This window comes from Streptomyces sp. NPDC107517, from assembly GCF_055582645.1.
Map to the genome: position 1 here is coordinate 696,208 of NZ_JBVJPM010000002.1, position 22,372 is coordinate 718,579.

Here is a 22,372-nt window from a genome sequence, read left to right on the forward strand (position 1 = left end):
GCAAGGCGTGACGGCCCCCTTTGACGCGGCCTTGACTTGACCATGAACTGTCATGAGTCTGGCGTCTGTTCGCTTCTGGGTTACATCACCGCTGTCGCGGCACACCACCGCTGCCGCGGTTCACCACGGCTTCTGCGGTACTCACCTGCTTCTGCGGTACACCACTGCAAGGGGGGCTCATGAGACGAAGAGCGAGATCGGTCCTCGCGGCCACGGCACTCGTACTGGGCGGACTGGGAGGCGCGGGACTGACGCCCGTCGCCCGGGCGGAGAGCGGCGGTGCACCCCGGTCGGACTCCGATCCGGTCAAGGTGTTCCGCGCCGAGGTCACGAAGGAGCAGGTACCCCTGCTCCTCGCGGCAGGACAGGACGGACACGAACTCGGCGAGCAGGTCCCCGAGAAGGGGAAGGCCGAGGTCGAGGTCTACCTCACCGACAAGCAGGCCGGGCAGCTGGAGAGGAGGGGCGTCGACCTCACCGAGCACACGCTCTCCGCCAAGGCGCGAGCGCGCGTGGCGGCCGCGGGCGACGGCGTGTTCCGCCCCTACAGCGGCAAGGGCAATCTCCAGGAGGAGATCGTGAGGACGGGCCAGGCGCACCCCGGCCTCACCAAGGTCGTCTCCATCGGCAAGACGCTCCAGGGCCAGGACATCCTCGCGCTCAAGCTCACCAAGGGCGCCCGTACGACGAGGGACGGCGCCAAGCCGTCCGTGCTCTACATGTCCAACCAGCACGCCCGCGAGTGGATCACCCCCGAGATGACCCGCCGCCTGATGCACTACTACTTGGACAACTACTCCAAGGACAAGCGCATCAAGAAGATCGTCGACTCCACCGAGATGTGGTTCGTCCTGTCCGCCAACCCCGACGGATACGACTGGACGTTCAACCCCGACGGCGACCGCCAGTGGCGCAAGAACATGCGGGACGTGAACGGCGACGGCGCGATCACCACGGGCGACGGCGTCGACCTCAACCGCAACTTCGCCTACAAGTGGGGCTACGACGACGAGGGTTCGTCCCCGAGCCCCGCAAGCGAGACCTACCGCGGCGCGAACCCCGGCTCCGAGCCCGAGACGAAGGCCGTCGACGCCTTCGAGAAGCGCATCGGCTTCCGGTACGCCATCAATTACCACTCCGCGGCCGAGCTGCTGCTCTACGGCGTGGGCTGGCAGGTGGCCACGCCGACGCCGGACGACGTGCTCTACAAGGCGCTGGCCGGGACCCCCGAGAACTCCGCGATCCCCGGCTACCACCCGCAGGTCTCCTCCGAGTTGTACACCACCAACGGCGAGGCCGACGGGCACGCGGGCAACGTCAACGGCACCGCGATGTTCACGCCGGAGATGAGCGAGTGCCAGACCGCTTCGGCGGTCGACCCGGACGACCAGTGGCGCCCCGAGGACTGCGAGTCGGTCTTCACCTTCCCGGACGACGAGAAGCTGATCCAGCAGGAGTTCGCCAAGAACATCCCGTTCGCGCTCTCCGTGGCCGAGTCCGCGGCGCACCCCGACCAGCCGTCCTCCTCGGTCGGCCTCGACGCCCCCGACTTCACCCCGGCCGCCTTCAGCACCTCGTACGCGCGCGGCGCCGACCAGGAAGTCTCCGTGACCGCCCGGAAGTCGGTGCGCGACAAGGAGCTCAACTACCGTGTCGACGGCGGCCGTACGCACGACGAGGACCTGCGCGCCTGGAAGGGCGGCGAGACCTACGGCGGCGACGACAACCTCCACTTCGACGCGTACCGCGCGAGGATCGAGGGCGCGGACCCGGGCGACAAGGTCGAGGTCTGGTTCACCGGACGCACGAAGTCCGGGAAGCGCACCTCCAGCGACCACTTCACGTACACCGTGGCCGAGCGGTCCAGGGCCGACACGCTCGTCGTCGCCGAGAACGACGCCACGGGCCGGCAGAGCGAGGCGTACGTGGACGCGCTGAAGGCGAACGGCCGTACCCCGCTCGTGTGGAACGTCGCCACGCAGGGCGCCCCGGACGCACTCGCGGTGCTCGGCCACTTCAGGACCGTCGTCCACTACACGGGCGCCGACCGCCCGGGTCTCCCCACCCAGCTCGCCCTGCGCGACTACCTCAACGAGGGCGGCAAGCTGATCGAGGCCGGTGAGCAGGCGGGCGGCTCCGTCAACATCGGCGGCACCACCACCAACGACTTCAGCCAGTACTACCTGGGCGCGTACTCGCGTACGTCGACACCCGGTGCCTCGAAGTTCGCCGGATCCGGCGTGCTGACCGGCGCCGCCGCGGGCCTCGGCGACGCTCCCGGCAACCCGCTGAACATCGCCGCGACCTACCAGGCCACCTCCGACGTGCTGTCCAAGGCCGACTACCCGCAGTTCACGAGCGCGGGCGCCGGTGCGTACGCGGGCACCGCCAACCCGTACAGCCCGTTCGAGGGCGGTTCCATGGCCGCCGCCGTGCACACGGACGACGGGTGGAAGCGCCTGACCCGCACCATCGACCTCACCGGGGTCTCGGCCGCGGACAAGCCGGCCCTGAAGTTCCAGCTCCTGTGGGACACCGAACCCGGCTACGACCACGCGGTCCTGGAGGCGCACACGGCGGGCGCCGAGGACTGGACGACGCTGCCCGAGGCCGGCGGCGCCACGACGAACGCCGTCCCCGCCGAGTGCGAGGCCGGGTTCCTGATCAAGGAGCACCCGGCGCTCAAGCGCTATCTGACGCCCGGCAGCGCGGGCTGCACGGCCACCGGCACCTCCGGCTCCTGGAACAGCCTCACGGGCGCCTCGGACGGCTGGAAGCCGGTGACCTTCGACCTGAGCGCTTACGCCGGAAAGACGGTCGAGGTCTCGCTCAGCTACATCACCGACCCCGGCAGCGGCGGCCACGGCGTCCTCGCCGACAACGCGTCCGTCATCACCGGCGGCGCCGCGAAGGAGACCGAAGGCTTCGAGTCGTCGTTCGGCGCGTGGAAGGTCGCAGGCCCGCCTCCGGGCAGCCCCGTCGTCACCAAGGACTGGGCCCGGGCGGGTGAACTGTTCAAGACCTATGGAGCCGTCAGCACCAAGGACACCGTGCTCCTCGGATTCGGTCTCGAACACGTCGCCACGGCGGCCGAGCGCAGCGTGCTCGTGGGGAAGGCGCTGGCCTCCCTGAGGAGCTGAGAAAGGCCGGGCCGAAAAGCGGACAAAATACCCCGCTCACTTTTCGCGAAAAGCGCCAGATGAGCGGGAATCCCGGCGGTCCGAGCCCTTACTGGGCGGTACGGGCCGCCGGGTCGTACAAGGGCCCACTCAATGTCACTCGGAGGGCTTCGGAGAGGTAGGGTCGGAGGCGGTCGGGGACATCCCATACAACTCGCCGGCGTCTAAAACCGGCGTACCAACGAGGAGATCGGTTCGTGACGATCCGCGTAGGCATCAACGGCTTTGGCCGCATCGGGCGTAACTACTTCCGCGCGCTGCTTGAGCAGGGTGCAGACATCGAGATCGTGGCTGTCAACGACCTCGGTGACACCGCGACCACCGCACACCTTCTGAAGTACGACACCATCCTCGGCCGTCTGAAGGCCGAGGTCACGCACACCGCCGACACCATCACCGTCGACGGCCACACCATCAAGGTCCTTTCGGAGCGCAACCCCGCGGACATCCCGTGGGGCGAGCTGGGCGTCGACATCGTCATCGAGTCGACGGGCATCTTCACGAAGAAGGCCGACGCCGAGAAGCACATCGCCGGCGGCGCCAAGAAGGTCCTCATCTCGGCTCCGGCCAAGGACGAGGACATCACCATCGTGATGGGCGTCAACCAGGACCAGTACAACCCGGCGACGGACCACGTCATCTCGAACGCGTCCTGCACCACCAACTGTGTGGCGCCGATGGCCAAGGTTCTCGACGAGAACTTCGGCATCGTCAAGGGCCTGATGACCACGGTCCACGCGTACACGAACGACCAGCGCATCCTGGACTTCCCGCACTCGGACCTGCGCCGCGCCCGTGCCGCCGCAGAGAACATCATTCCGACCACCACCGGTGCCGCCAAGGCGACCGCCCTGGTCCTTCCGCAGCTCAAGGGCAAGCTCGACGGCATCGCGATGCGCGTCCCGGTCCCGACGGGCTCGGCCACCGACCTGGTCGTCACCCTGGCGCGCGAGACCACCAAGGACGAGGTCAACGCCGCGTTCAAGAAGGCCTCCGAGGACGGCGACCTCAAGGGCTACCTGTCCTACACCGAGGACCCGATCGTCTCCTCCGACATCGTCGGTGACCCGGCGTCCTGCACCTTCGACTCCTCCCTGACCATGGTCCAGGAGGGCAACTCGGTGAAGATCCTCGGCTGGTACGACAACGAGTGGGGCTACTCCAACCGTCTCGTCGACCTCACGGTCTTCGTCGGCGGCCAGCTCTAGATCCAGAGCAGGCACCTCGATGTGAGCACAGGGTCCGGACCGCGCAACGACGCGCCGTCCGGGCCCTGTTGTGCGTCAGCCCACCCAAGAAGTCCAGGAGTCCAGCCATGAAGACGATCGACGAACTTCTCGCCGAAGGGGTCGAGGGCAAGCGGGTCTTCGTCCGCGCCGACCTCAACGTGCCTCTCGCCGACGGCCAGATCACCGACGACGGCCGCATCCGCGCCGTCCTGCCCACCGTCAAGGCCCTGGCCGACGCGGGCGCCAAGGTGATCGTCGCCTCCCACCTGGGCCGCCCCAAGGGAGCCCCGGACCCGGCGTTCTCGCTGCTGCCGGCCGCCGAGCGCCTCGCCGAGCTCCTCGGCAAGCCGGTCGCCTTCGCCCAGGACACCGTCGGCCCCGCCGCCCACGACGCGGTGGACGGTCTGGAGCCCGGCCAGGTCGCCGTCATCGAGAACCTCCGCTTCAACGCCGGTGAGACGTCGAAGGACGACGCCGAGCGCGGCGAGTTCGCCGACCGGCTCGCGGCCCTCGCCGACGTCTACGTGGGCGACGGCTTCGGAGCCGTGCACCGCAAGCACGCCTCCGTGTACGACCTGCCGGCCCGCCTGCCGCACTACGCCGGCTACCTCATCGCCACCGAGGTCGGCGTCCTGAAGAAGCTCACCGACGAGGTCGAGCGGCCGTACGTCGTCGCGCTCGGCGGGGCCAAGGTCTCCGACAAGCTCGCCGTCATCGACCAGCTGCTCGGCAAGGCCGACCGCCTGCTCATCGGCGGCGGCATGGCCTACACCTTCCTCAAGGCCCAGGGCCACGAGGTCGGCATCTCCCTCCTCCAGGAGGACCAGATCCCGGCCGTCAAGGAGTACATCCAGCGCGCCGAGGACAGCGGCGTCGAGCTGGTGCTCCCCGTGGACGTCCTGGTCTCGCCGGACTTCCCCGACCTCAAGACCAAGGCCCCGGCCAACCCCATCACCGTCGCCGCGGACGCCATCCCGGCCGACCAGGAGGGTCTCGACATCGGTCCGGAGACCCGCAAGCTGTACGCATCGAAGCTCGCCGACGCCGCGACGGTGTTCTGGAACGGCCCGATGGGCGTCTTCGAGCACCCCGACTACGCCGAGGGCACCAAGGCCGTAGCCCAGGCGCTCCTCGACTCCCCGGCCTTCACGGTCGTCGGCGGTGGCGACTCGGCCGCGGCCGTCCGGCTCCTCGGCTTCGACGAGAATGCATTCGGCCACATCTCGACCGGCGGCGGCGCCTCCCTCGAATACCTTGAGGGCAAGACGCTCCCCGGCCTTGCCGCACTGGAGGACTGAACCTCAATGACCACCCGCACGCCGCTGATGGCGGGCAACTGGAAGATGAACCTCAACCACCTCGAGGCCATCGCCCACGTCCAGAAGCTCGCCTTCGCGCTGTCCGACAAGGACTACGACGCCGTCGAGGTCGCGGTCCTGCCGCCCTTCACCGACCTGCGCTCCGTACAGACCCTGGTCGACGGCGACAAGCTCAAGATCAAGTACGGCGCCCAGGACATCTCGGCCCACGACTCCGGCGCCTACACCGGCGAGATCTCGGGCCCGATGCTCGCCAAGCTGAAGTGCACGTTCGTGGCGGTCGGCCACTCCGAGCGCCGTCAGTACCACAACGAGACCGATGAAGTCTGCAACGCCAAGGTGAAGGCCGCCTTCAAGCACGGCCTGACCCCGATCCTCTGCGTCGGCGAGGAGCTCCACGTCCGCGAGGCGGGCGGCCACGTCGCCCACACGCTGTCGCAGGTCGAGGGCGGTCTCAAGGACATCCCGGCCGAGCAGGCCGAGACGATCGTGATCGCGTACGAGCCCGTCTGGGCGATCGGCACCGGCAAGGTCTGCGGCGCCGACGAGGCCCAGGAGGTCTGCGGAGCGATCCGCAGCAAGCTCGCCGAGCTGTACTCCCAGGAGCTGGCCGACAAGGTCCGCATCCAGTACGGCGGCTCGGTGAAGTCCGGGAACGTCGCGGAGATCATGTCGAAGCCTGACGTCGACGGCGCCCTCGTCGGCGGCGCGGCGCTCGACGCCGAGGAGTTCGTCAAGATCATCCGCTTCCGCGACCAGTGAGTATGCGGTAGCGGCGTTACGTCGTACCCTTGCGGGGGCCGGGTGGCTTTCCACCGGGCCCCCGCAGTACGTACGAGTCGCAGTACATGTAAGTCGCAGTACGGATACATCGCAGTACGTATCAGTTCAGTCCGAGAGAATTGCCAGGAAGTAGGGACCAGCCGTGGTTATGGGGTTCTCGATCGCCCTGATCGTCTTCAGCCTGCTGCTGATGCTCCTTGTGCTCATGCACAAGGGAAAGGGTGGCGGTCTCTCCGACATGTTCGGTGGCGGCATGCAGTCGTCCGTCGGCGGCTCGTCGGTCGCCGAGCGCAACCTGGACCGCATCACCATCGTGCTCGGTCTGCTGTGGTTCGCGTGCATTGTCGTGCTCGGCCTGCTCATGAAGGTCAACAACTGACGCCGTTACACCTGCACATCGCGCACATAAGGCCCCATGTTCGGTACGCGCCCTCCGGCGCGGCCTATCATGGGGCTTGCGTCTAGGGGCGGGGATGTAACTCCAATCACTGGACGCGCGTTGGGCCTTACGTAGACTGAGGCGCCCGCGGCGGAGCGAGACGCCGACACGCTTCGCGGCACCATCACGCAGGGAGTTACGACCGTGGCAAGTGGCAACGCGATCCGAGGAAGTCGGGTCGGGGCGGGGCCGATGGGCGAGGCCGAGCGCGGCGAGTCCGCGCCGCGTCTGCGCATCTCCTTCTGGTGCTCCAACGGGCACGAGACGCAGCCGAGCTTCGCCTCCGACGCGCAGGTGCCGGAGACTTGGGACTGTCCGCGCTGCGGCTTCCCTGCCGGGCAGGACCGGGACAACCCGCCGGACCCGCCGCGCACCGAGCCCTACAAGACGCACCTCGCGTACGTGCGCGAGCGGCGCAGTGACGCGGACGGCGAGGCGATCCTCGCGGAGGCGCTCGCCAAACTGCGGGGCGAGATCTAGGACTTGAGCACCGGCCGGACACACCCAAGTGTCCGGCCGGACTCGTTCGGCCGTAGCGGTCCGGACAGATGCCGTATACCGGCCCCTGATCAATTAGGTTGGTCAAGCAGCGGGGCAAGGTACGTACTCAGGTACGAGAGAAGGCTGAAGTCCGAGATGAACGCAGAAAGCCGTACCAGGCTCAATCAGATGCCCGAGTGGACGGCGCTCGCCAAGCACCGGGAAGAACTCGGGGACGTGCAGCTGCGTGAGCTGTTCGCCGCCGATCCGGCGCGCGGCTCCGACTACACGCTCCAGGTCGGCGACCTGCACGTCGACTACTCCAAGCACCTGGTCACGGACGAGACGCTGCGCCTGCTGCGCGAGCTCGCCGTCGCGACCGATGTCTTCGGGCTGCGGGACGCCATGTTCCGCGGCGAGAAGATCAATGCGACGGAGGACCGGGCCGTGCTGCACACGGCGCTGCGGGCCCCGCGCGGTGCGGTGATCGAGGTCGACGGCGTCGATGTCGTCCCGCAGGTGCACGCCGTGCTGGACAAGATGGCCGCCTTCGCGGACAGGGTCCGTTCGGGCGAGTGGACGGGCCACACCGGCAGGCGCATCAAGAACGTCGTGAACATCGGCATCGGCGGCTCCGATCTGGGTCCGGCGATGGCGTACGAGGTGCTTCGGTCCTTCACGGACCGGGACCTGACAGTGCGTTTTGTGTCGAACGTGGACGGTGCGGACCTGCACGAGGCCGTCCGCGACCTCGACCCGGCCGAGACGCTGTTCATCATCGCCTCGAAGACGTTCACGACGATCGAGACGATCACCAACGCGACCTCCGCGCGCAGCTGGCTGCTCGCCGCGCACGGCGACGACTCCGCGGTCGCGAAGCACTTTGTCGCCCTGTCGACGAACGCCGAGAAGGTGGCCGACTTCGGCATCGACACGGCCAACATGTTCGAGTTCTGGGACTGGGTCGGCGGGCGCTACTCGTACGACTCGGCCATCGGCCTCTCGCTGATGATCGCGATCGGCCCGGACGCGTTCCGCGAGATGCTCGACGGCTTCCACCTCGTCGACGAACACTTCCGCACCGCCCCCGCCGAGTCCAACGTTCCCCTTCTGATGGGCCTGTTGGGCATCTGGTACGGCAACTTCCACGACGCGCAGTCGCACGCGGTGCTCCCGTACTCGCACTACCTCTCCAGGTTCACGGCGTACCTCCAGCAGCTCGACATGGAGTCGAACGGCAAGTCGGTGACGCGGGACGGCACGGAGGTCGACTGGCAGACGGGGCCCGTCGTCTGGGGCACCCCCGGCACCAACGGGCAGCACGCCTACTACCAACTGATCCACCAGGGAACGAAGTTGATCCCGGCGGACTTCATCGGGTTCGCCGAGCCCGTGGCGGACCTGCTGCCGGGACTCGTCGCGCAGCACGACCTGCTGATGGCCAACTTCTTCGCGCAGACGCAGGCCCTCGCCTTCGGCAAGACCCCGGCCGAGGTCCGCGCCGAGGGGGTGCCCGAGGAGCTCGTGCCGCACAAGACGTTCCGGGGCAACCACCCGACGACGACGATCCTGGCGAAGCGGCTCACCCCGTTCGTCCTCGGCCAGCTCATCGCGCTCTACGAGCACAAGGTGTTCGTCCAGGGCGCCGTCTGGAACATCGACTCCTTCGACCAGTGGGGCGTCGAACTCGGCAAGGTCCTCGCCAAGCGCGTCGAGCCCGCCCTCACCGAGGGCGCCGACGTGCCGGGACTGGACCCGTCCACCAAGGCGCTGGTGGCCAAGTACCGCGAGCTGCGTGGCCGTTAGATCGCTGGGCGGCGCATCTAATTGGGATGCGCCGCCATCGGTGGCGGGTGACACTGCTCCGGTCGCGTCACCTGCCGGGAGGACCTCATGGAACAGCTCATGTCCGCGCTCGCCGACCCCGAACGACTGAAGCTCTACGCGCGGATCGTGCTGGACGAGCTGGCGCCCCGTGACGAGGACTCCCCGGCCGTCCGCAAGCACCTGGGCCGCCTCGTCTCCACGGGGCTCGTCGAGCGCCGGCCGGACGGAACGCTGCGCGCGGACCCCTCCGTGTTCCGCCGCGAGCGCCCGGCGGAGATCCATCCCGCCGTGCCGCGCCGCCTCACGGGGTTCTTCGCGCGCGGACGCCTCACCTCGATCCCGGTCCGCGCCACCGTGCGCCACGAACTCCTCGTCCACCTCACGGGCACGCTCTTCGAGACCGAGCGCGCCTACACCGAGGGCGAGGTCAACGACGCGTTCCGCACGGTCCACGAGGACACCTCGGCGCTGCGCAGATACTGCGTGAACGACGGGCTGCTCGTACGGGAGCGCGACGGCAGCAGCTATCGCAGGGCGCGCGCGTAGGGGCCCCGCACCGGTCGGCTTCGGTGCGGGCCCCTACGTTCGTGATTTCGAGTGTCGCCGGTCTCAGGCGACGTGCGGGGGGTGCAGCTCGGGCGGGAGTTGTGAGGCCGCTGCCGAGTCGAGCAGCCAGAGCGTGCGCGAGCGGCCGTAGGCGCCGGCGGCGGGCGCCTGGATCTCGCCCGCGCCGGACAGCGCGATGGCCGCGGCCTCCGCCTTGTCCTCGCCCGCCGCGAGCAGCCACACCTCGCGCGCGGCCCGGATCGCCGGGAGCGTGAGCGTGATGCGGTTGGGCGGCGGCTTGGGCGCACCGTGCACACCGACGACGGTGCGCTCGGTCTCCCGGACCGCCGGCAGCTCGGGGAAGAGCGACGCGACATGCGTGTCCGGGCCGACTCCCAGCATCAGGACGTCGAACGTCGGCACCGGACCGTGGTCTTCCGGCCCCGCTGCGGCGGCCAGTTCGGCGGCGTAGACCTGCGCGGCGGCGTCCACCTCGTACGGGCCGTCCGAAGCCGGCATCGGGTGGACCCGGTCCGGGTTCAGCGGCACCGAGTCGAGGAGCGCCTCGCGGGCCTGTGTGTAGTTCCGCTCGGGGTCGCCGTCCGGCAGGAACCGCTCGTCGCCCCACCACAGGTCGAGCCGCGTCCAGTCGACCGCGTCCCGGGCGGGAGCGGCCGAGAGGGCGGCCAGGAGCCCGTTGCCGTTGCGCCCGCCCGTCAGGACGATGGACGCGTAGCCGCGGGCGGCCTGGGCGTCCACGATCTTCGTGATGAGCCGGGCCGCGGCGGCCTGCGCCATCAGCTCCTTGTCGCGGTGCACCACCAACTGGGGTGCCGTGCTCATCACTTGGCGGCCGCCTTCGAAGCGGACTTCTTGGCGGCGGACTTGGCGGGCGCCTTCTTGGCCGCCGCCTTCTTCGAGGGAGCGGAAGCGGCCGCAGGAGCGTCCGCGTCGGCCGCGGGCCCCGGGCCGTCCGGCTCCGCCGCCGGTTCGCCCAGCCGGTTCACGCCGTACTTCAGCGCGACAGCGTACGTGTCGTCCGGGTCGAGGCGGCGCAGCTCCTCCGCGATCAGCTCGGACGTCTCGCGGCGCTTGAGCGCCACCGCGCGGTCCGGCTGGCCCTGGATAGACAGCGTGGCCAGCGAACCGTCCGGCCGGTCGAGCACGATGGAGCCGCAGTCCGTCTCCATGCGTACGGCCGTCAGGCCGGGGCCCGACGACACCGACCGCCTGACCGGCACGTCGAGCCGGCCCGCGAGCCACATGGCGAGCAGCTCGCAGCTCGGGTTGAACTCCTCGCCCTCCACCTCCACCGCGTTGACCTTGCAGGCCACCTGGTCGAGAGCGGCGGCGAGCATGGAGCGCCACGGCGTGATCCGGGTCCACGACAGGTCCGTGTCACCGGGCGTGTAGGCGCCGGCCCGGGCCTCCAGCTCGTCGTTGGGCTGCTCCGCCGCGTACGTGTCCGTCACGCGGCGCTGGGCGAGCGCGCCCAGGGGGTCCTTGGCCGGGTCGAGCGGTGCGTTCACCGGCCACCAGGCCACGACCGGGGCGTCCGGCAGGAGCAGCGGCAGGACGACCGACTGGGCGTGGTTGATGACCTCGCCGTACAGCCGCAGGATGACCGTCTCACCGGTCCCCGCCTCCGCGCCGACGCGCACCTCGGCGTCGAGCCTCGACGTCGTGCGGTCGCGCGGCGAACGGGAGACGCGCTTGATGACCACGAGGGTGCGCGAGGGGTGCTCGCGGGACGCCTCGTTGGCGGCCCTCAGCGCGTCGTAGGCGTTCTCCTCGTCGGTCACGATGACGAGGGTGAGCACCATGCCGACGGCGGGCGTGCCGATGGAGCGGCGGCCCTCCGTGAGCGCCTTGTTGATCTTGCTGGACGTGGTGTCCGTGAGGTCGATCTTCATGGCCGGCGCCAGCTCCGTCCGTCTCGTGCGAGCATCTCGTCCGCCTCGACGGGCCCCCACGTGCCGGACGGGTACTGGGCCGGCTTGCCGTGCCTGTCCCAGTACTTCTCGATCGGGTCGAGGATCTTCCAGGACAGCTCGACCTCCTCCGTGCGCGGGAAGAGGTTCGAGTCGCCGAGCAGGACGTCCAGGATCAGCCGCTCGTACGCCTCCGGGCTCGACTCCGTGAAGGACTCGCCGTAGGCGAAGTCCATCGACACGTCCCGGATCTCCATGGAGGTGCCGGGCACCTTGGAGCCGAAGCGGACCGTGATGCCCTCGTCCGGCTGGACGCGGATGACGATCGCGTTCTGGCCGAGCTCCTCCGTCGCCGTGTGGTCGAAGGGGGAGTGGGGCGCGCGCTGGAAGACGACGGCGATCTCGGTGACGCGGCGGCCGAGGCGCTTGCCGGTGCGCAGGTAGAAGGGGACGCCCGCCCAGCGGCGGTTGTCGACCGACAGCTTGATGGCCGCGTAGGTGTCGGTCTTCGACTTGGGGTCGATGCCGTCTTCCTGGAGGTAGCCGACGGCCTTCTCGCCGCCCTGCCACCCGGCCGCGTACTGGCCGCGGACCGTGTGGTCGCCGAGCTCCTTGGGCAGCCGGACCGCGCCGAGCACCTTGGCCTTCTCGGCGACGAGCGCGTCCGCGTCGAAGGAGGCGGGCTCCTCCATGGCCGTCAGCGCCATGAGCTGCAGCAGGTGGTTCTGGATGACGTCGCGCGCGGCGCCGATGCCGTCGTAGTAGCCGGCGCGGCCGCCGATGCCGATGTCCTCGGCCATCGTGATCTGCACGTGGTCGACGTAACTGCGGTTCCAGATCGGCTCGAAGAGGGTGTTGGCGAAGCGCAGGGCCAGGATGTTCTGGACGGTCTCCTTGCCGAGGTAGTGGTCGATCCGGAACACCTGGTCCGGGGCGAACACCTCGTGCACGATCGCGTTCAGTTCCTTGGCCGAATCGAGGTCGTGGCCGAACGGCTTCTCGATGACCGCGCGGCGCCATGAACCCTCGGGCGCGTCCGCGAGGCCGTGCTTCTTCAGCTGCTGCACGACCTGCGGGAAGAACTTGGGGGGCACGGAGAGGTAGAAGGCGAAATTGCCGCCCGTCCCCTGCGCCTTGTCGAGCTCCTGCATCGTCGTCTTCAGGCGCTCGAAGGCGTCGTCGTCGTCGAAGTTGCCCTGGACGAAGCGCATGCCCTGGACGAGCTGCTGCCAGACCTCCTCGCGGAACGGCGTACGCGCGTGTTCCTTGACCGCGTCGTGCACCTCCTGCGCGAAGTCCTGGTCCTCCCATTCGCGTCGGGCGAAGCCGATCAGTGAGAAGCCCGGCGGAAGCAGACCTCGGTTGGCGAGGTCATAAACGGCGGGCATCAGCTTTTTACGGGACAAATCGCCCGTGACACCGAAGATGACCAGGCCCGACGGCCCCGCGATACGCGGGAGCCGTCGGTCTGCGGCGTCACGGAGCGGGTTCGCTCCATGAACTGGGGTCAAGATCTCAGCCCTCCGAAGGGGCGAGGCGCTGGAGCTCCGCCTCGGTCGACTTGAGCAGGTCGTTCCAGGACGCCTCGAACTTGTCGACGCCCTCGTCCTCGAGCACCTGCACGACGTCGTCGTACGAGATGCCGAGCTTCTCGACAGCCGCGATCTCCGTGCGGGACTGGTCGTACGTCCCGGCGATCGTGTTGCCGGTGATCTCACCGTGGTCGGCGGTCGCGTCGAGCGTGGCCTCCGGCATGGTGTTGACGGTGCCGGGCGCGACCAGGTCCGCGACGTACAGGGTGTCCTTGTACGCCGGGTCCTTCACGCCGGTCGACGCCCACAGGGGGCGCTGCTTGTTGGCCTGCGCCTTGTCGAGCGCGGCCCAGCGGTCCGAAGAGAAGACCTCCTCGAACGCCTCGTAGGCGAGACGGGCGTTGGCGAGGGCGGCCTTGCCCTTGAGCGCCTTGGCCTCGTCGGTGCCGAGGGCGTCCAGGCGCTTGTCGATCTCCGTGTCCACGCGGGACACGAAGAAGGACGCCACCGAGTGGATCTTGGAGAGGTCCAGGCCCGCGGCCTTCGCCTTCTCCAGACCCGCCAGGTACGCGTCCATGACCTCGCGGTAGCGCTCCAGCGAGAAGATCAGCGTCACGTTCACGCTGATGCCCTTGCCGATGACCTCGGTGATGGCGGGCAGGCCCGCCTTCGTCGCCGGGATCTTGATGAGCGTGTTCGGACGGTCCACCAGCCAGGCCAGCTGCTTGGCCTCGGCGATCGTGGCCGCCGTGTTGTGGGCGAGGCGCGGGTCGACCTCGATCGACACGCGGCCGTCCTGTCCCCCCGTCGCGTCGAAGACCGGACGCAGGATGTCGGCGGCGTCCCGGACGTCCGCCGTCGTGATCATGCGGATGGCCTCTTCGACGGTGACCTTGCGGGCGGCGAGGTCGGCGAGCTGCTGCTCGTAACCGTCACCGTGCGAGATCGCCTTCTGGAAGATCGACGGGTTGGTCGTGACGCCCACGACGTGCTGCTGGTCGATCAGCTCGGCAAGGTTGCCGGACGTGATCCGCTTGCGCGACAGGTCGTCCAGCCAGATCGCGACGCCCTCTTCGGAGAGGCGCTTCAGTGCGTCTGTCATGGAAAATGCATCTCCTACGTGTCGTATGTGAGCGTCAGCGCTGGGCTGCGGCGAGGGATTCCCGGGCGGCCGCGGCCACGGCGTCACCAGTGAAGCCGAACTCCCGGAAGAGGACCTTGCCGTCGGCGGAAGCACCGAAGTGCTCCAGCGAAACAATCCGTCCGGCGTCACCGACGAAGCGGTGCCACGTCAGACCGATGCCGGCCTCGACCGCGACACGCGCCTTGACCGACGGCGGCAGGACCGAGTCCTTGTACTCCTGGTCCTGCTCGTCGAACCACTCGACCGACGGCATGGACACGACTCGCGTCGGGATCCCCTCGGCCTGGAGCTGCTCGCGCGCCTCGACGGCGAGCTGCACCTCGGAGCCGGTGCCGATCAGGACCACCTGGGGCCGGCCGCCCTCGGCGTCGAGCAGGACGTAACCACCCTTGGCCGCGTCCTCGTTCGCCTCGTACGTCGGCACACCCTGACGGGTCAGCACGAGGCCGTGCGGAGCGCCCTTGCCGAACACCTTCGTGTACCGCTTGAGGATCTCGCGCCAGGCGATCACGGTCTCGTTGGCGTCCGCGGGACGGACGACGTTCAGACCGGGGATCGCGCGCAGGGCCGCCAGGTGCTCGACCGGCTGGTGCGTCGGACCGTCCTCGCCCAGACCGATCGAGTCGTGCGTCCACACGTAGGTGACCGGCAGGTGCATCAGGGCCGACAGGCGGACCGAGTTGCGCATGTAGTCGGAGAACACCAGGAAGGTGCCGCCGTAGATGCGGGTGTTGCCGTGCAGCGCGATGCCGTTCATCTCGGCGGCCATCGAGTGCTCGCGGATGCCGAAGTGGATCGTGCGGCCGTACGGGTCGGCCTCCGGCAGCGGGTTGTCCGCCGGCAGGAACGACGACGTCTTGTCGATCGTCGTGTTGTTCGAGCCCGCGAGGTCGGCCGAGCCGCCCCACAGCTCCGGGATGACCGGGCCGAGCGCCTGGAGAACCTTGCCGGACGCCGCGCGGGTGGCGACACCCTTGCCGGTCTCGAAGGTCGGCAGGTGCGACTCCCAGCCCTCGGGCAGGTCGGTCGCCTCGATGCGGTCGTACTCGGCGGCGCGCTCCGGGCTGGCCGTGCGCCAGGCGGCGAACGACTTCTCCCACTCGGCCTTCGCCTCGCGACCGCGGTCCAGGGCCTCACGCGTGTGCGCGATGACCTCGTCGGCGACCTCGAACGACTTCTCCGGGTCGAAGCCGAGCACGCGCTTGGTGGCCGCGACCTCGTCGTCGCCGAGCGCCGAGCCGTGCGCGGCCTCGGTGTTCTGCGCGTTCGGCGCGGGCCAGGCGATGATCGAGCGCATCGCGATGAAGGAGGGACGCTCGGTCTCGGCCTTCGCGGCCTCGATCGCGGCGAACAGGGCCTCGGGGTCGAGGTCGCCGTTCTCCTTCGGCTCCACGCGCTGCACGTGCCAGCCGTAGGCCTCGTACCGCTTCATGGTGTCCTCGGAGACCGCGGTCTCCGTGTCACCCTCGATCGAGATGTGGTTGTCGTCCCACAGCAGGACGAGGCTGCCCAGCTTCTGGTGACCGGCCATCGAGGACGCCTCGGCGGAGATGCCCTCCTGGAGGCAGCCGTCGCCGGCGATCGCGAAGATGTGGTGGTCGAACGGGGAGGTGCCGGGGGCGGCCTCCGGGTCGAACAGGCCACGCTCGTAGCGGGCGGCCATCGCCATGCCCACGGCGTTGGCGACACCCTGGCCGAGCGGCCCGGTCGTCGTCTCCACGCCCGTGGTGTGCCCGCACTCCGGGTGACCGGGGGTCTTGCTGCCCCAGGTCCGGAACGCCTTCAGGTCATCGAGCTGGAGGCCGAAACCGGCCAGGTACAGCTGGATGTAGAGGGTCAGGGACGAGTGGCCCGCGGACAGCACGAACCGGTCGCGCCCGACCCAGTCGGCGTCCGCCGGGTCGTGCCGCATCACCTTCTGAAAGAGGGTGTACGCGGCCGGTGCCAGGCTCATCGCCGTACCCGGATGGCCGTTACCGACCTTCTGTACGGCGTCCGCGGCCAGGACACGAGCGGTGTCAACGGCCCGCTGGTCCAACTCGGTCCACTGGAGGTCTGTGGTGGTCGGCTTGGTGCTCACCCTGGGTCAGGGCTCCTCTCCAGATGTCGAATGCCGGTGATGATGGGCTCACCGACTGTTGTCGAGCCTACCCCTGCGAGTACGCGCATTTTTTCGACTCAATCCAGACTGCCGGGCCGTGCCGGAATCCGCCTCCTGACAGGCATCCGCGCCACTCGACAAGTGAATGCGCAACCGCTCATCTGGGGGGCTCGGAAACACGAACCGACCCCCACGAAGAGCCAGGTATAGGCAACGTCTACAGTGGCGTGGTACGCGCGAGCCTTTACCGGGACTTCACATCCGGGGGCTTGCTGGGAGTCTCTGTCAGGGGTGTGCGTGACGGCCGTCGAATCCCGTCCAGCGGGGCAACTCGGGACGAGCATCAGCCCGAGCCAACGGCCGCTCGGGGCCCGGTTCAAGGCATTCGTGGCGCTGACCAAGCCGCGGATCATCGAACTGCTGCTGATCACCACGGTTCCGGTCATGTTCCTCGCGCAGCAGGGTGTGCCCGACCTGAAGCTGGTGTTCCTCACCTGCCTCGGCGGCTACCTCTCCGCGGGCGGTGCCAACGCGCTGAACATGTACATCGACCGTGACATCGACGCGCTCATGGAGCGCACGTCGCAGCGGCCACTGGTCACCGGAATGGTCAGCCCCCGGGAGTGCCTCGCCTTCGGCATCGCCCTCGCGGTCATCTCCACGCTGCTGTTCGGCCTGACCGTCAACTGGCTCTCCGCCTGGCTCTCGCTCGGCGCGCTCCTCTTCTATGTGGTCATCTACACGATGATCCTGAAGCGCCGCACCTCGCAGAACATCGTCTGGGGCGGCATCGCCGGCTGCCTGCCGGTCCTCATCGGCTGGTCCGCGGTCACGAACTCGATGTCGTGGGCCCCGGTCATCCTCTTCCTCGTCATGTTCTTCTGGACGCCGCCGCACTACTGGCCGCTGTCCATGAAGGTCAAGGACGACTACGCGCGCGTGGGCGTGCCGATGCTGCCCGTCGTCGCCTCGAACAAGGTGGTCGCGAAGCAGATCGTCATCTACAGCTGGGTGATGGTCGCCGTCTCCCTGCTCCTGACGCCGCTCGGCTACACCGGCTGGTTCTACACCGCGGTCGCCCTGCTGGCCGGCGGGTTCTGGCTGTGGGAGGCGCACGGGCTGCAGAACCGCGCCAACGCCGAGGTGTCGGGCGCGAAGCTCAAGGAGATGCGCCTCTTCCACTGGTCGATCACCTACGTCTCGATCCTCTTCGTGGCGGTCGCGGTGGACCCCTTCCTGCGCTGACCCACCCAGGAACTTCCCGACGTGCGGGGGGAGTGGCCAAGGCCACGCCCCCTGCACGTCGCCAGTTGATCTACCTGTCAGTAGCATCCTGTCCATGGCAGACACTCAAGCGGTTGACGACCCGAAGCAGGCGGCGAAGGACGAGCGCAGGGCCGCCCGGCTCGCCCGGGAGATCGGGACGTTCGCCAAGCAGCACGGCGGCGCCGAGGGACAACTCGCGTACCTCGGGGAGCGCGGCACCCGCATCGCGCTCGTCGGCGAGGACGGCGGCTGGGGCAACCTCGTGGCGCCTTCGGACGCCATCGCGCGCAAGGCCGTCGAGAAGGCCGGGATCACGATCCGCGAGGACTTCGACGGTGAGATGGCCGCCAAGGTGAAGACCGGACCGTACGAATGGACCCGCATGGCGGGCATCCAGGTCGGCGGCCCGAGCAACAAGTAGCCGGCCGTCCAATGCGTCAGGTGTACGAGACCAACACCTGACGCAGGTTTCACCCGTTAGGACCGTAGAAGCATGGTCCATCTACGGGAGCCCGGATGATCGATACGCCATCCCTCGTGGACCAGTACTGCCACGGGGTACTGCGGACGGAACTCGGCCTCGGCACGTTCGAGGCCCATCTCGGCCGGGGCGACCGACCGCCCGCCCCCGGCACGACCTTCTTCGACACCCAGACCGGCTTCGCCGTACGCCGCTGGTGTCCGCCGCTCCTCGGCCTCGAACCGCACTGCCCGCCCGCCCGCTACCTCGCGAGGCGCCGCGAACTGGGCGTCGTGGAGTCGGGCCGCAGACTGCTGCGGGGCAGCGGCATCACGACGTACCTGGTCGACACGGGACTGCCGGGCGACCTGACCGGGCCGCGCGAGATGGCCTCCGCCGGCGACGCGGACGCGCACGAGATCGTCCGCCTCGAACTCCTCGCCGAGCAGGTCGCCGACACCTCGGGCACCGTCGAGTCCCTGCTCGCCAACCTCGCCGAGTCCGTGCACGCCGCCGCCGCGAACGCCGTCGCGTTCACCTCGGTGGCGGGCGTGCGGCACGGCCTCGCGCTCGCGCCCGAGCCGCCCGGACCCGGCGAGGTGCGCGGAGCCGCGGGACGCTGGCTCGCCGCGCGCCGCGTCGGCGGAGCCCTCACCGACCCCGTGCTTCTGCGTCATCTCCTGTGGATCGCGGTGGCCTCGGGCCGGCCGCTGCAACTCCACGCGGGACTCGGCGAACCCGGCCTGCGCCTCGACCGCACCGACCCGGTCCTGCTCACCGACTTCGCCCGTGCCACGGCCGGACTCGGCACCGACCTGATCCTGCTGCACGGCTACCCGTACCACCGGCACGCGGCGCACCTCGCCGGCATGTTCCCGCATGTCTACGCCGACCTCGGTCCGGCGCTCGCCCGTACCGGGGCGCGCGCGGCGGCCGTGCTTGCGGAGATCCTGGAACTCGCCCCGTTCGGCAAGCTGCTGTTCTCCAGCGGCGCGCACGGCCTGCCGGAGCTGCATGTGGTGGGCGCGCGGCTGTTCCGCGAGGCGCTCGGGCGGGTGCTCGGCGGCTGGGTCTCGGAGGGCGCGTGGTCCCTGGCGGACGCGCAGCGGGTCGCCGGGATGATCGGGTCGGTGACGGCCCAGCGGGTCTACGGCCTCAGCGGCGCGGGCGCCGCGCGGGGCGGCTGACCCGGGCCGCGGGCCGTTCGGTTCAGACGGCGGAGAGGGCCGGGTCCGTCTGGGCCGGGACCTCGGCCGTGCCCAGCGGGCGCTCCCGCAGTGACAGCAGGACCCGCAGGACCGCGATCCACACCAGGGCCGAGCCCAGCATGTGCAGGCCGACGAGGGCCTCGGGCAGGTCGGTGAAGTACTGGACGTAGCCGATGACACCCTGCGCGAGCAGCACGAGGAACAGGTCGCGGGTGCGGTGCAGGGGGCCCTTGGGAGCGTCGACCGCCTTGAGGACGAACCACAGGGCGAACGTCAGCGTCACCACGATCCAGGCCAGAACCGCGTGCGCCTTGCTGATGGTCTCCCAGTCGAGCGGCATGCGCTCCACGTCGCTGGAGTCGCCGGCGTGCGGGCCCGAGCCCGTCACCACCGTGCCGACCATGATCAGCGCCACGGTGGCCGCCGTCAGGATCCAGACGAGCTGCCGCACGGCCTTGCCGACGAGGGGGCGCGGCGCGGCGTCACCCTCACGAGTGCGCTGCCACATCAGCGTGGCGACCGCGATCAGTGCGGTGGACAGCAGGAAGTGGGCCGCGACCGTGTACGGGTTGAGGCCGACGAGGACGACGATGCCGCCGAGGACGGCGTTACCCATGACGAGCCAGAACTGGGCCCAGCCGAGCCGGGTCAGGCCGCGCCGCCACGGCTTCTGCGAGCGGGCGGCGATGATCGCCCAGCCGACCGCGGCGCACAGGACGTACGTCAGCATGCGGTTGCCGAACTCGATGGCTCCGTGGAAGCCCATCGCGCTCGTCGCGGTGAGGGACTCGTCGGTGCACTTGGGCCACGTCGGGCAGCCGAGGCCCGAGCCCGTCAGGCGCACCGCGCCGCCGGTGACCACGATGACCACCGTCATGACGACGGCGGAGAGCGCGGCTCGCCGGACGGTCCGCTGCGCGGGGGTCCAGCGTTCGGCGATGAAGGCGAGCGGGTTGCGCGCGGCTCGGGCGGCGTCGGCGGGGGTCACGTTTGGCACGGCCCCATCGTAGGGCGCCGCTTGTGCATGTCTTCACGAGGGGGCCGATCCGGGACGATCGTGACGCCCCGCACGTGCCGCGCGGCCTACTCCCAGCGGAAGAAGCGCGCCGCGGCGCCCAGGCCGAGGACCGCCCAGACCGCGAGGATCCCGAGGTCGCCCCACGGCATCGCCGCGCCGTGCTGCAGGACGTCCCGCAGCCCGTCGGAGAGCGCCGAGATCGGCAGCAGCCCGAGGACGGACTGCGCCGCGTCCGGGAACTTGTCGAGTGGCACGATGACGCCGCCGCCGACGAGCAGGAGCAGGAAGACCAGGTTCGCGGCGGCCAGCGTCGCCTCCGCCTTGAGCGTGCCCGCCATGAGCAGGCCGAGCCCGGAGAACGCGGCCGTCCCGAGGACGAGCAGGAGCAGGACGGCGAGCGGGTTGCCGTGCGGGGACCAGCCGAGGGCGAACGCGATGACCGTGAGGAGGACCACCTGGAGGACCTCGGTGACCAGCACGGACAGCGTCTTCGCCGTCATCAGCGCCCAGCGCGGCAGCGGCGAGGCGGCGAGCCGCTTGAGGACGCCGTAGCGCCGCTCGAAGCCGGTCGCGATGGCCTGGCCCGTGAACGCCGTGGACATGACGGCCAGCGCGAGGATGCCGGGGGCGAGGAAGTCGACGGCCTCGCCCCTGCCCGTGTCGATGATGTCGACCGACGAGAACAGGACCAGGAGGAGGGTGGGGATGACCACGGTGAGGAGAAGCTGCTCGCCGTTGCGGAGCAGCATCTTCGTCTCGAACCCCGCCTGTGCCGCGATCATGCGCGTCAGCGGGGCGGCGCCCGGGCTCGGTGCGTACGTGCCGGCGGCCGTCCGCGTGATTTCCTGCTGGGCCGTGCTCATCCGCGCAGCTCCCGTCCGGTCGGTTCCAGGCTGTGTCATTCCGGCGGCGACCCCCGGACCCCCGGCCGGCGGGGTCGCATCGGTCCTGCTCATCCGCGCAGCTCCCGCCCGGTCAATTCCAGGAATACGTCTTCGAGGGTGTGGCGCTCGACGGAGATGCGGTCCGGCATCACGCCGTGCTGGGCGCACCAGGAGGTGACCGTCGCCAGGAGCTGGGGGTCGATCTTGCCGCTCACCCGGTACGAGCCCGGGGTGAGCTCGGCCGCGGCGGAGTCGGCGGGCAGCGCCTTGAGGAGGGAGGCCACGTCGAGGCCGGGGCGGCCGGAGAAGCGGAGCGTGTTCTCCGCGCCGCCGCGGCACAGCGCCTCCGGGGAGCCCTGCGCGATGACCCGGCCCGCGTCGACGATCGCCACGTCGTCGGCGAGCTGCTCCGCCTCGTCCATGTGGTGCGTGGTGAGGATCACGGAGACACCGTCCGCCCGCAGATCCCCGACCAGGTCCCAGGTGGCGCGGCGGGCCTGCGGGTCGAGGCCCGCGGTCGGCTCGTCGAGGAAGACCAGTTCGGGGCGGCCGACCACGGCCATGGCCAGCGCGAGGCGCTGCTGCTGGCCGCCGGACAGGCGCCGGTAGCCGGTGCGGCCGCAGCTGCCCAGGCCGAGGCGTTCGATCAGGGCGTCGACGTCCAGCGGGCGGGCGTGCAGCTTCGCGATGTGGCGGAGCATCTCGTCGGCGCGGGCGCCGGAGTAGACGCCGCCGGACTGCAGCATCACGCCGAGGCGTGGCCGCAGCCGCGCGGCCTGCTTGACCGGGTCGAGGCCGAGGACGCGGGCGGTGCCGGAGTCCGGCCTGCGGTAGCCCTCGCAGATCTCGACGGTGGTCGTCTTGCCGGCGCCGTTGGGGCCGAGGACGGCCGTGATGCCGGGGGCTGCCGTGAGGTCGAGGCCGTCGACCGCGGTCTTGGTTCCGTACCGCTTCACCAGACCGGTGAGGTGGACGACGGGCTCGCTTGTCATGGTGCGCAAGTCTAGGGACCGTCCGGCGGTGGCG

Annotated in this window: 19 protein-coding genes; 11 read left to right on the top strand and 8 right to left on the bottom strand. The window is 69.7% G+C overall.

Going from position 1 to position 22,372, the window contains the following annotated elements:
* The first annotated feature begins 179 nt into the window (after window positions 1-179).
* The 8 genes from ACZ67T_RS06920 to ACZ67T_RS06955 all read left to right on the top strand — a co-directional run bounded on the left by ACZ67T_RS06920 (window position 180) and on the right by ACZ67T_RS06955 (window position 9,802).
* Entirely contained in the window at window positions 180-3,140 is a 2,961-nt protein-coding gene (locus ACZ67T_RS06920; RefSeq protein ID WP_469982011.1) for a M14 family metallopeptidase, read from the top strand.
* Between the two features lie 236 nt (window positions 3,141-3,376).
* Window positions 3,377-4,387, top strand: a complete 1,011-nt coding sequence (gene gap / locus ACZ67T_RS06925; RefSeq protein ID WP_266565571.1) for a type I glyceraldehyde-3-phosphate dehydrogenase — start codon at window positions 3,377-3,379, stop codon at window positions 4,385-4,387.
* A 107-nt stretch (window positions 4,388-4,494) separates the two neighbouring features.
* On the top strand, window positions 4,495-5,706 hold the full coding sequence (locus ACZ67T_RS06930) for a phosphoglycerate kinase (RefSeq protein ID WP_469982013.1): 1,212 nt from the start codon (window positions 4,495-4,497) through the stop codon (window positions 5,704-5,706).
* 6 nt (window positions 5,707-5,712) lie between these two features.
* On the top strand, window positions 5,713-6,489 hold the full coding sequence (gene tpiA, locus ACZ67T_RS06935) for a triose-phosphate isomerase (protein WP_469982015.1): 777 nt from the start codon (window positions 5,713-5,715) through the stop codon (window positions 6,487-6,489).
* A gap of 169 nt (window positions 6,490-6,658) precedes the next feature.
* Window positions 6,659-6,889, top strand: coding sequence for a preprotein translocase subunit SecG (gene secG, locus ACZ67T_RS06940; protein WP_100592391.1), 231 nt, complete (start codon window positions 6,659-6,661; stop codon window positions 6,887-6,889).
* A 204-nt stretch (window positions 6,890-7,093) separates the two neighbouring features.
* Entirely contained in the window at window positions 7,094-7,429 is a 336-nt protein-coding gene (locus ACZ67T_RS06945) for an RNA polymerase-binding protein RbpA (protein WP_003976875.1), read from the top strand.
* Window positions 7,430-7,585: 156 nt separating this feature from the next.
* Window positions 7,586-9,235: a glucose-6-phosphate isomerase gene (gene pgi / locus ACZ67T_RS06950; protein WP_469982017.1), complete on the top strand. Its 1,650-nt coding sequence runs from the start codon at window positions 7,586-7,588 to the stop codon at window positions 9,233-9,235.
* Window positions 9,236-9,532: 297 nt separating this feature from the next.
* On the top strand, window positions 9,533-9,802 hold the full coding sequence (locus ACZ67T_RS06955; protein WP_469982297.1) for a DUF2087 domain-containing protein: 270 nt from the start codon (window positions 9,533-9,535) through the stop codon (window positions 9,800-9,802).
* Window positions 9,803-9,865: 63 nt separating this feature from the next.
* Here ACZ67T_RS06955 and pgl read toward each other — a convergent pair whose 3' ends face one another.
* The 5 genes from pgl to tkt are packed head-to-tail and all read right to left on the bottom strand — an operon-like array spanning window position 9,866 to window position 16,489.
* Complete coding sequence (gene pgl, locus ACZ67T_RS06960; RefSeq protein WP_469982019.1) at window positions 9,866-10,645, bottom strand: 6-phosphogluconolactonase; 780 nt, start codon at window positions 10,643-10,645, stop codon at window positions 9,866-9,868.
* Window positions 10,645-11,715, bottom strand: a complete 1,071-nt coding sequence (opcA, locus tag ACZ67T_RS06965) for a glucose-6-phosphate dehydrogenase assembly protein OpcA (protein WP_469982021.1) — start codon at window positions 11,713-11,715, stop codon at window positions 10,645-10,647. Before opcA ends, pgl begins: the two co-directional genes overlap by 1 nt.
* On the bottom strand, window positions 11,712-13,244 hold the full coding sequence (zwf, locus tag ACZ67T_RS06970) for a glucose-6-phosphate dehydrogenase (RefSeq protein ID WP_469982023.1): 1,533 nt from the start codon (window positions 13,242-13,244) through the stop codon (window positions 11,712-11,714). The genes opcA and zwf overlap by 4 nt, the downstream gene beginning before the upstream one ends.
* A 4-nt stretch (window positions 13,245-13,248) precedes the next feature.
* Window positions 13,249-14,367 carry a transaldolase gene (gene tal, locus ACZ67T_RS06975; protein WP_469982025.1) on the bottom strand — a complete coding sequence of 373 codons (1,119 nt, stop codon included), beginning with the start codon at window positions 14,365-14,367 and terminating at the stop codon, window positions 13,249-13,251.
* A gap of 34 nt (window positions 14,368-14,401) precedes the next feature.
* Window positions 14,402-16,489: a transketolase gene (gene tkt, locus ACZ67T_RS06980; protein WP_469982027.1), complete on the bottom strand. Its 2,088-nt coding sequence runs from the start codon at window positions 16,487-16,489 to the stop codon at window positions 14,402-14,404.
* A gap of 312 nt (window positions 16,490-16,801) precedes the next feature.
* On the opposite strand from tkt, the gene ACZ67T_RS06985 reads away from it, so the two are divergent.
* The 3 genes from ACZ67T_RS06985 to ACZ67T_RS06995 all read left to right on the top strand — a co-directional run bounded on the left by ACZ67T_RS06985 (window position 16,802) and on the right by ACZ67T_RS06995 (window position 19,423).
* Window positions 16,802-17,755: a heme o synthase gene (locus ACZ67T_RS06985; RefSeq protein WP_469982029.1), complete on the top strand. Its 954-nt coding sequence runs from the start codon at window positions 16,802-16,804 to the stop codon at window positions 17,753-17,755.
* Between the two features lie 94 nt (window positions 17,756-17,849).
* Complete coding sequence (locus ACZ67T_RS06990; RefSeq protein ID WP_100592399.1) at window positions 17,850-18,197, top strand: hypothetical protein; 348 nt, start codon at window positions 17,850-17,852, stop codon at window positions 18,195-18,197.
* Window positions 18,198-18,292: 95 nt separating this feature from the next.
* Window positions 18,293-19,423, top strand: coding sequence for an amidohydrolase family protein (locus tag ACZ67T_RS06995; protein WP_469982030.1), 1,131 nt, complete (start codon window positions 18,293-18,295; stop codon window positions 19,421-19,423).
* 22 nt (window positions 19,424-19,445) lie between these two features.
* On the opposite strand, the gene ACZ67T_RS07000 is transcribed toward ACZ67T_RS06995, so the two are convergent.
* The 3 genes from ACZ67T_RS07000 to ACZ67T_RS07010 form a co-directional block, all read right to left on the bottom strand.
* A complete protein-coding gene (locus ACZ67T_RS07000; protein ID WP_469982031.1) occupies window positions 19,446-20,441 on the bottom strand; it encodes a COX15/CtaA family protein in 996 nt (331 codons plus the stop codon).
* Between the two features lie 86 nt (window positions 20,442-20,527).
* On the bottom strand, window positions 20,528-21,325 hold the full coding sequence (locus ACZ67T_RS07005) for an ABC transporter permease (RefSeq protein ID WP_469982032.1): 798 nt from the start codon (window positions 21,323-21,325) through the stop codon (window positions 20,528-20,530).
* 89 nt (window positions 21,326-21,414) lie between these two features.
* Window positions 21,415-22,338 carry an ABC transporter ATP-binding protein gene (locus ACZ67T_RS07010; RefSeq protein ID WP_469982033.1) on the bottom strand — a complete coding sequence of 308 codons (924 nt, stop codon included), beginning with the start codon at window positions 22,336-22,338 and terminating at the stop codon, window positions 21,415-21,417.
* Window positions 22,339-22,372 lie beyond the last annotated feature (34 nt).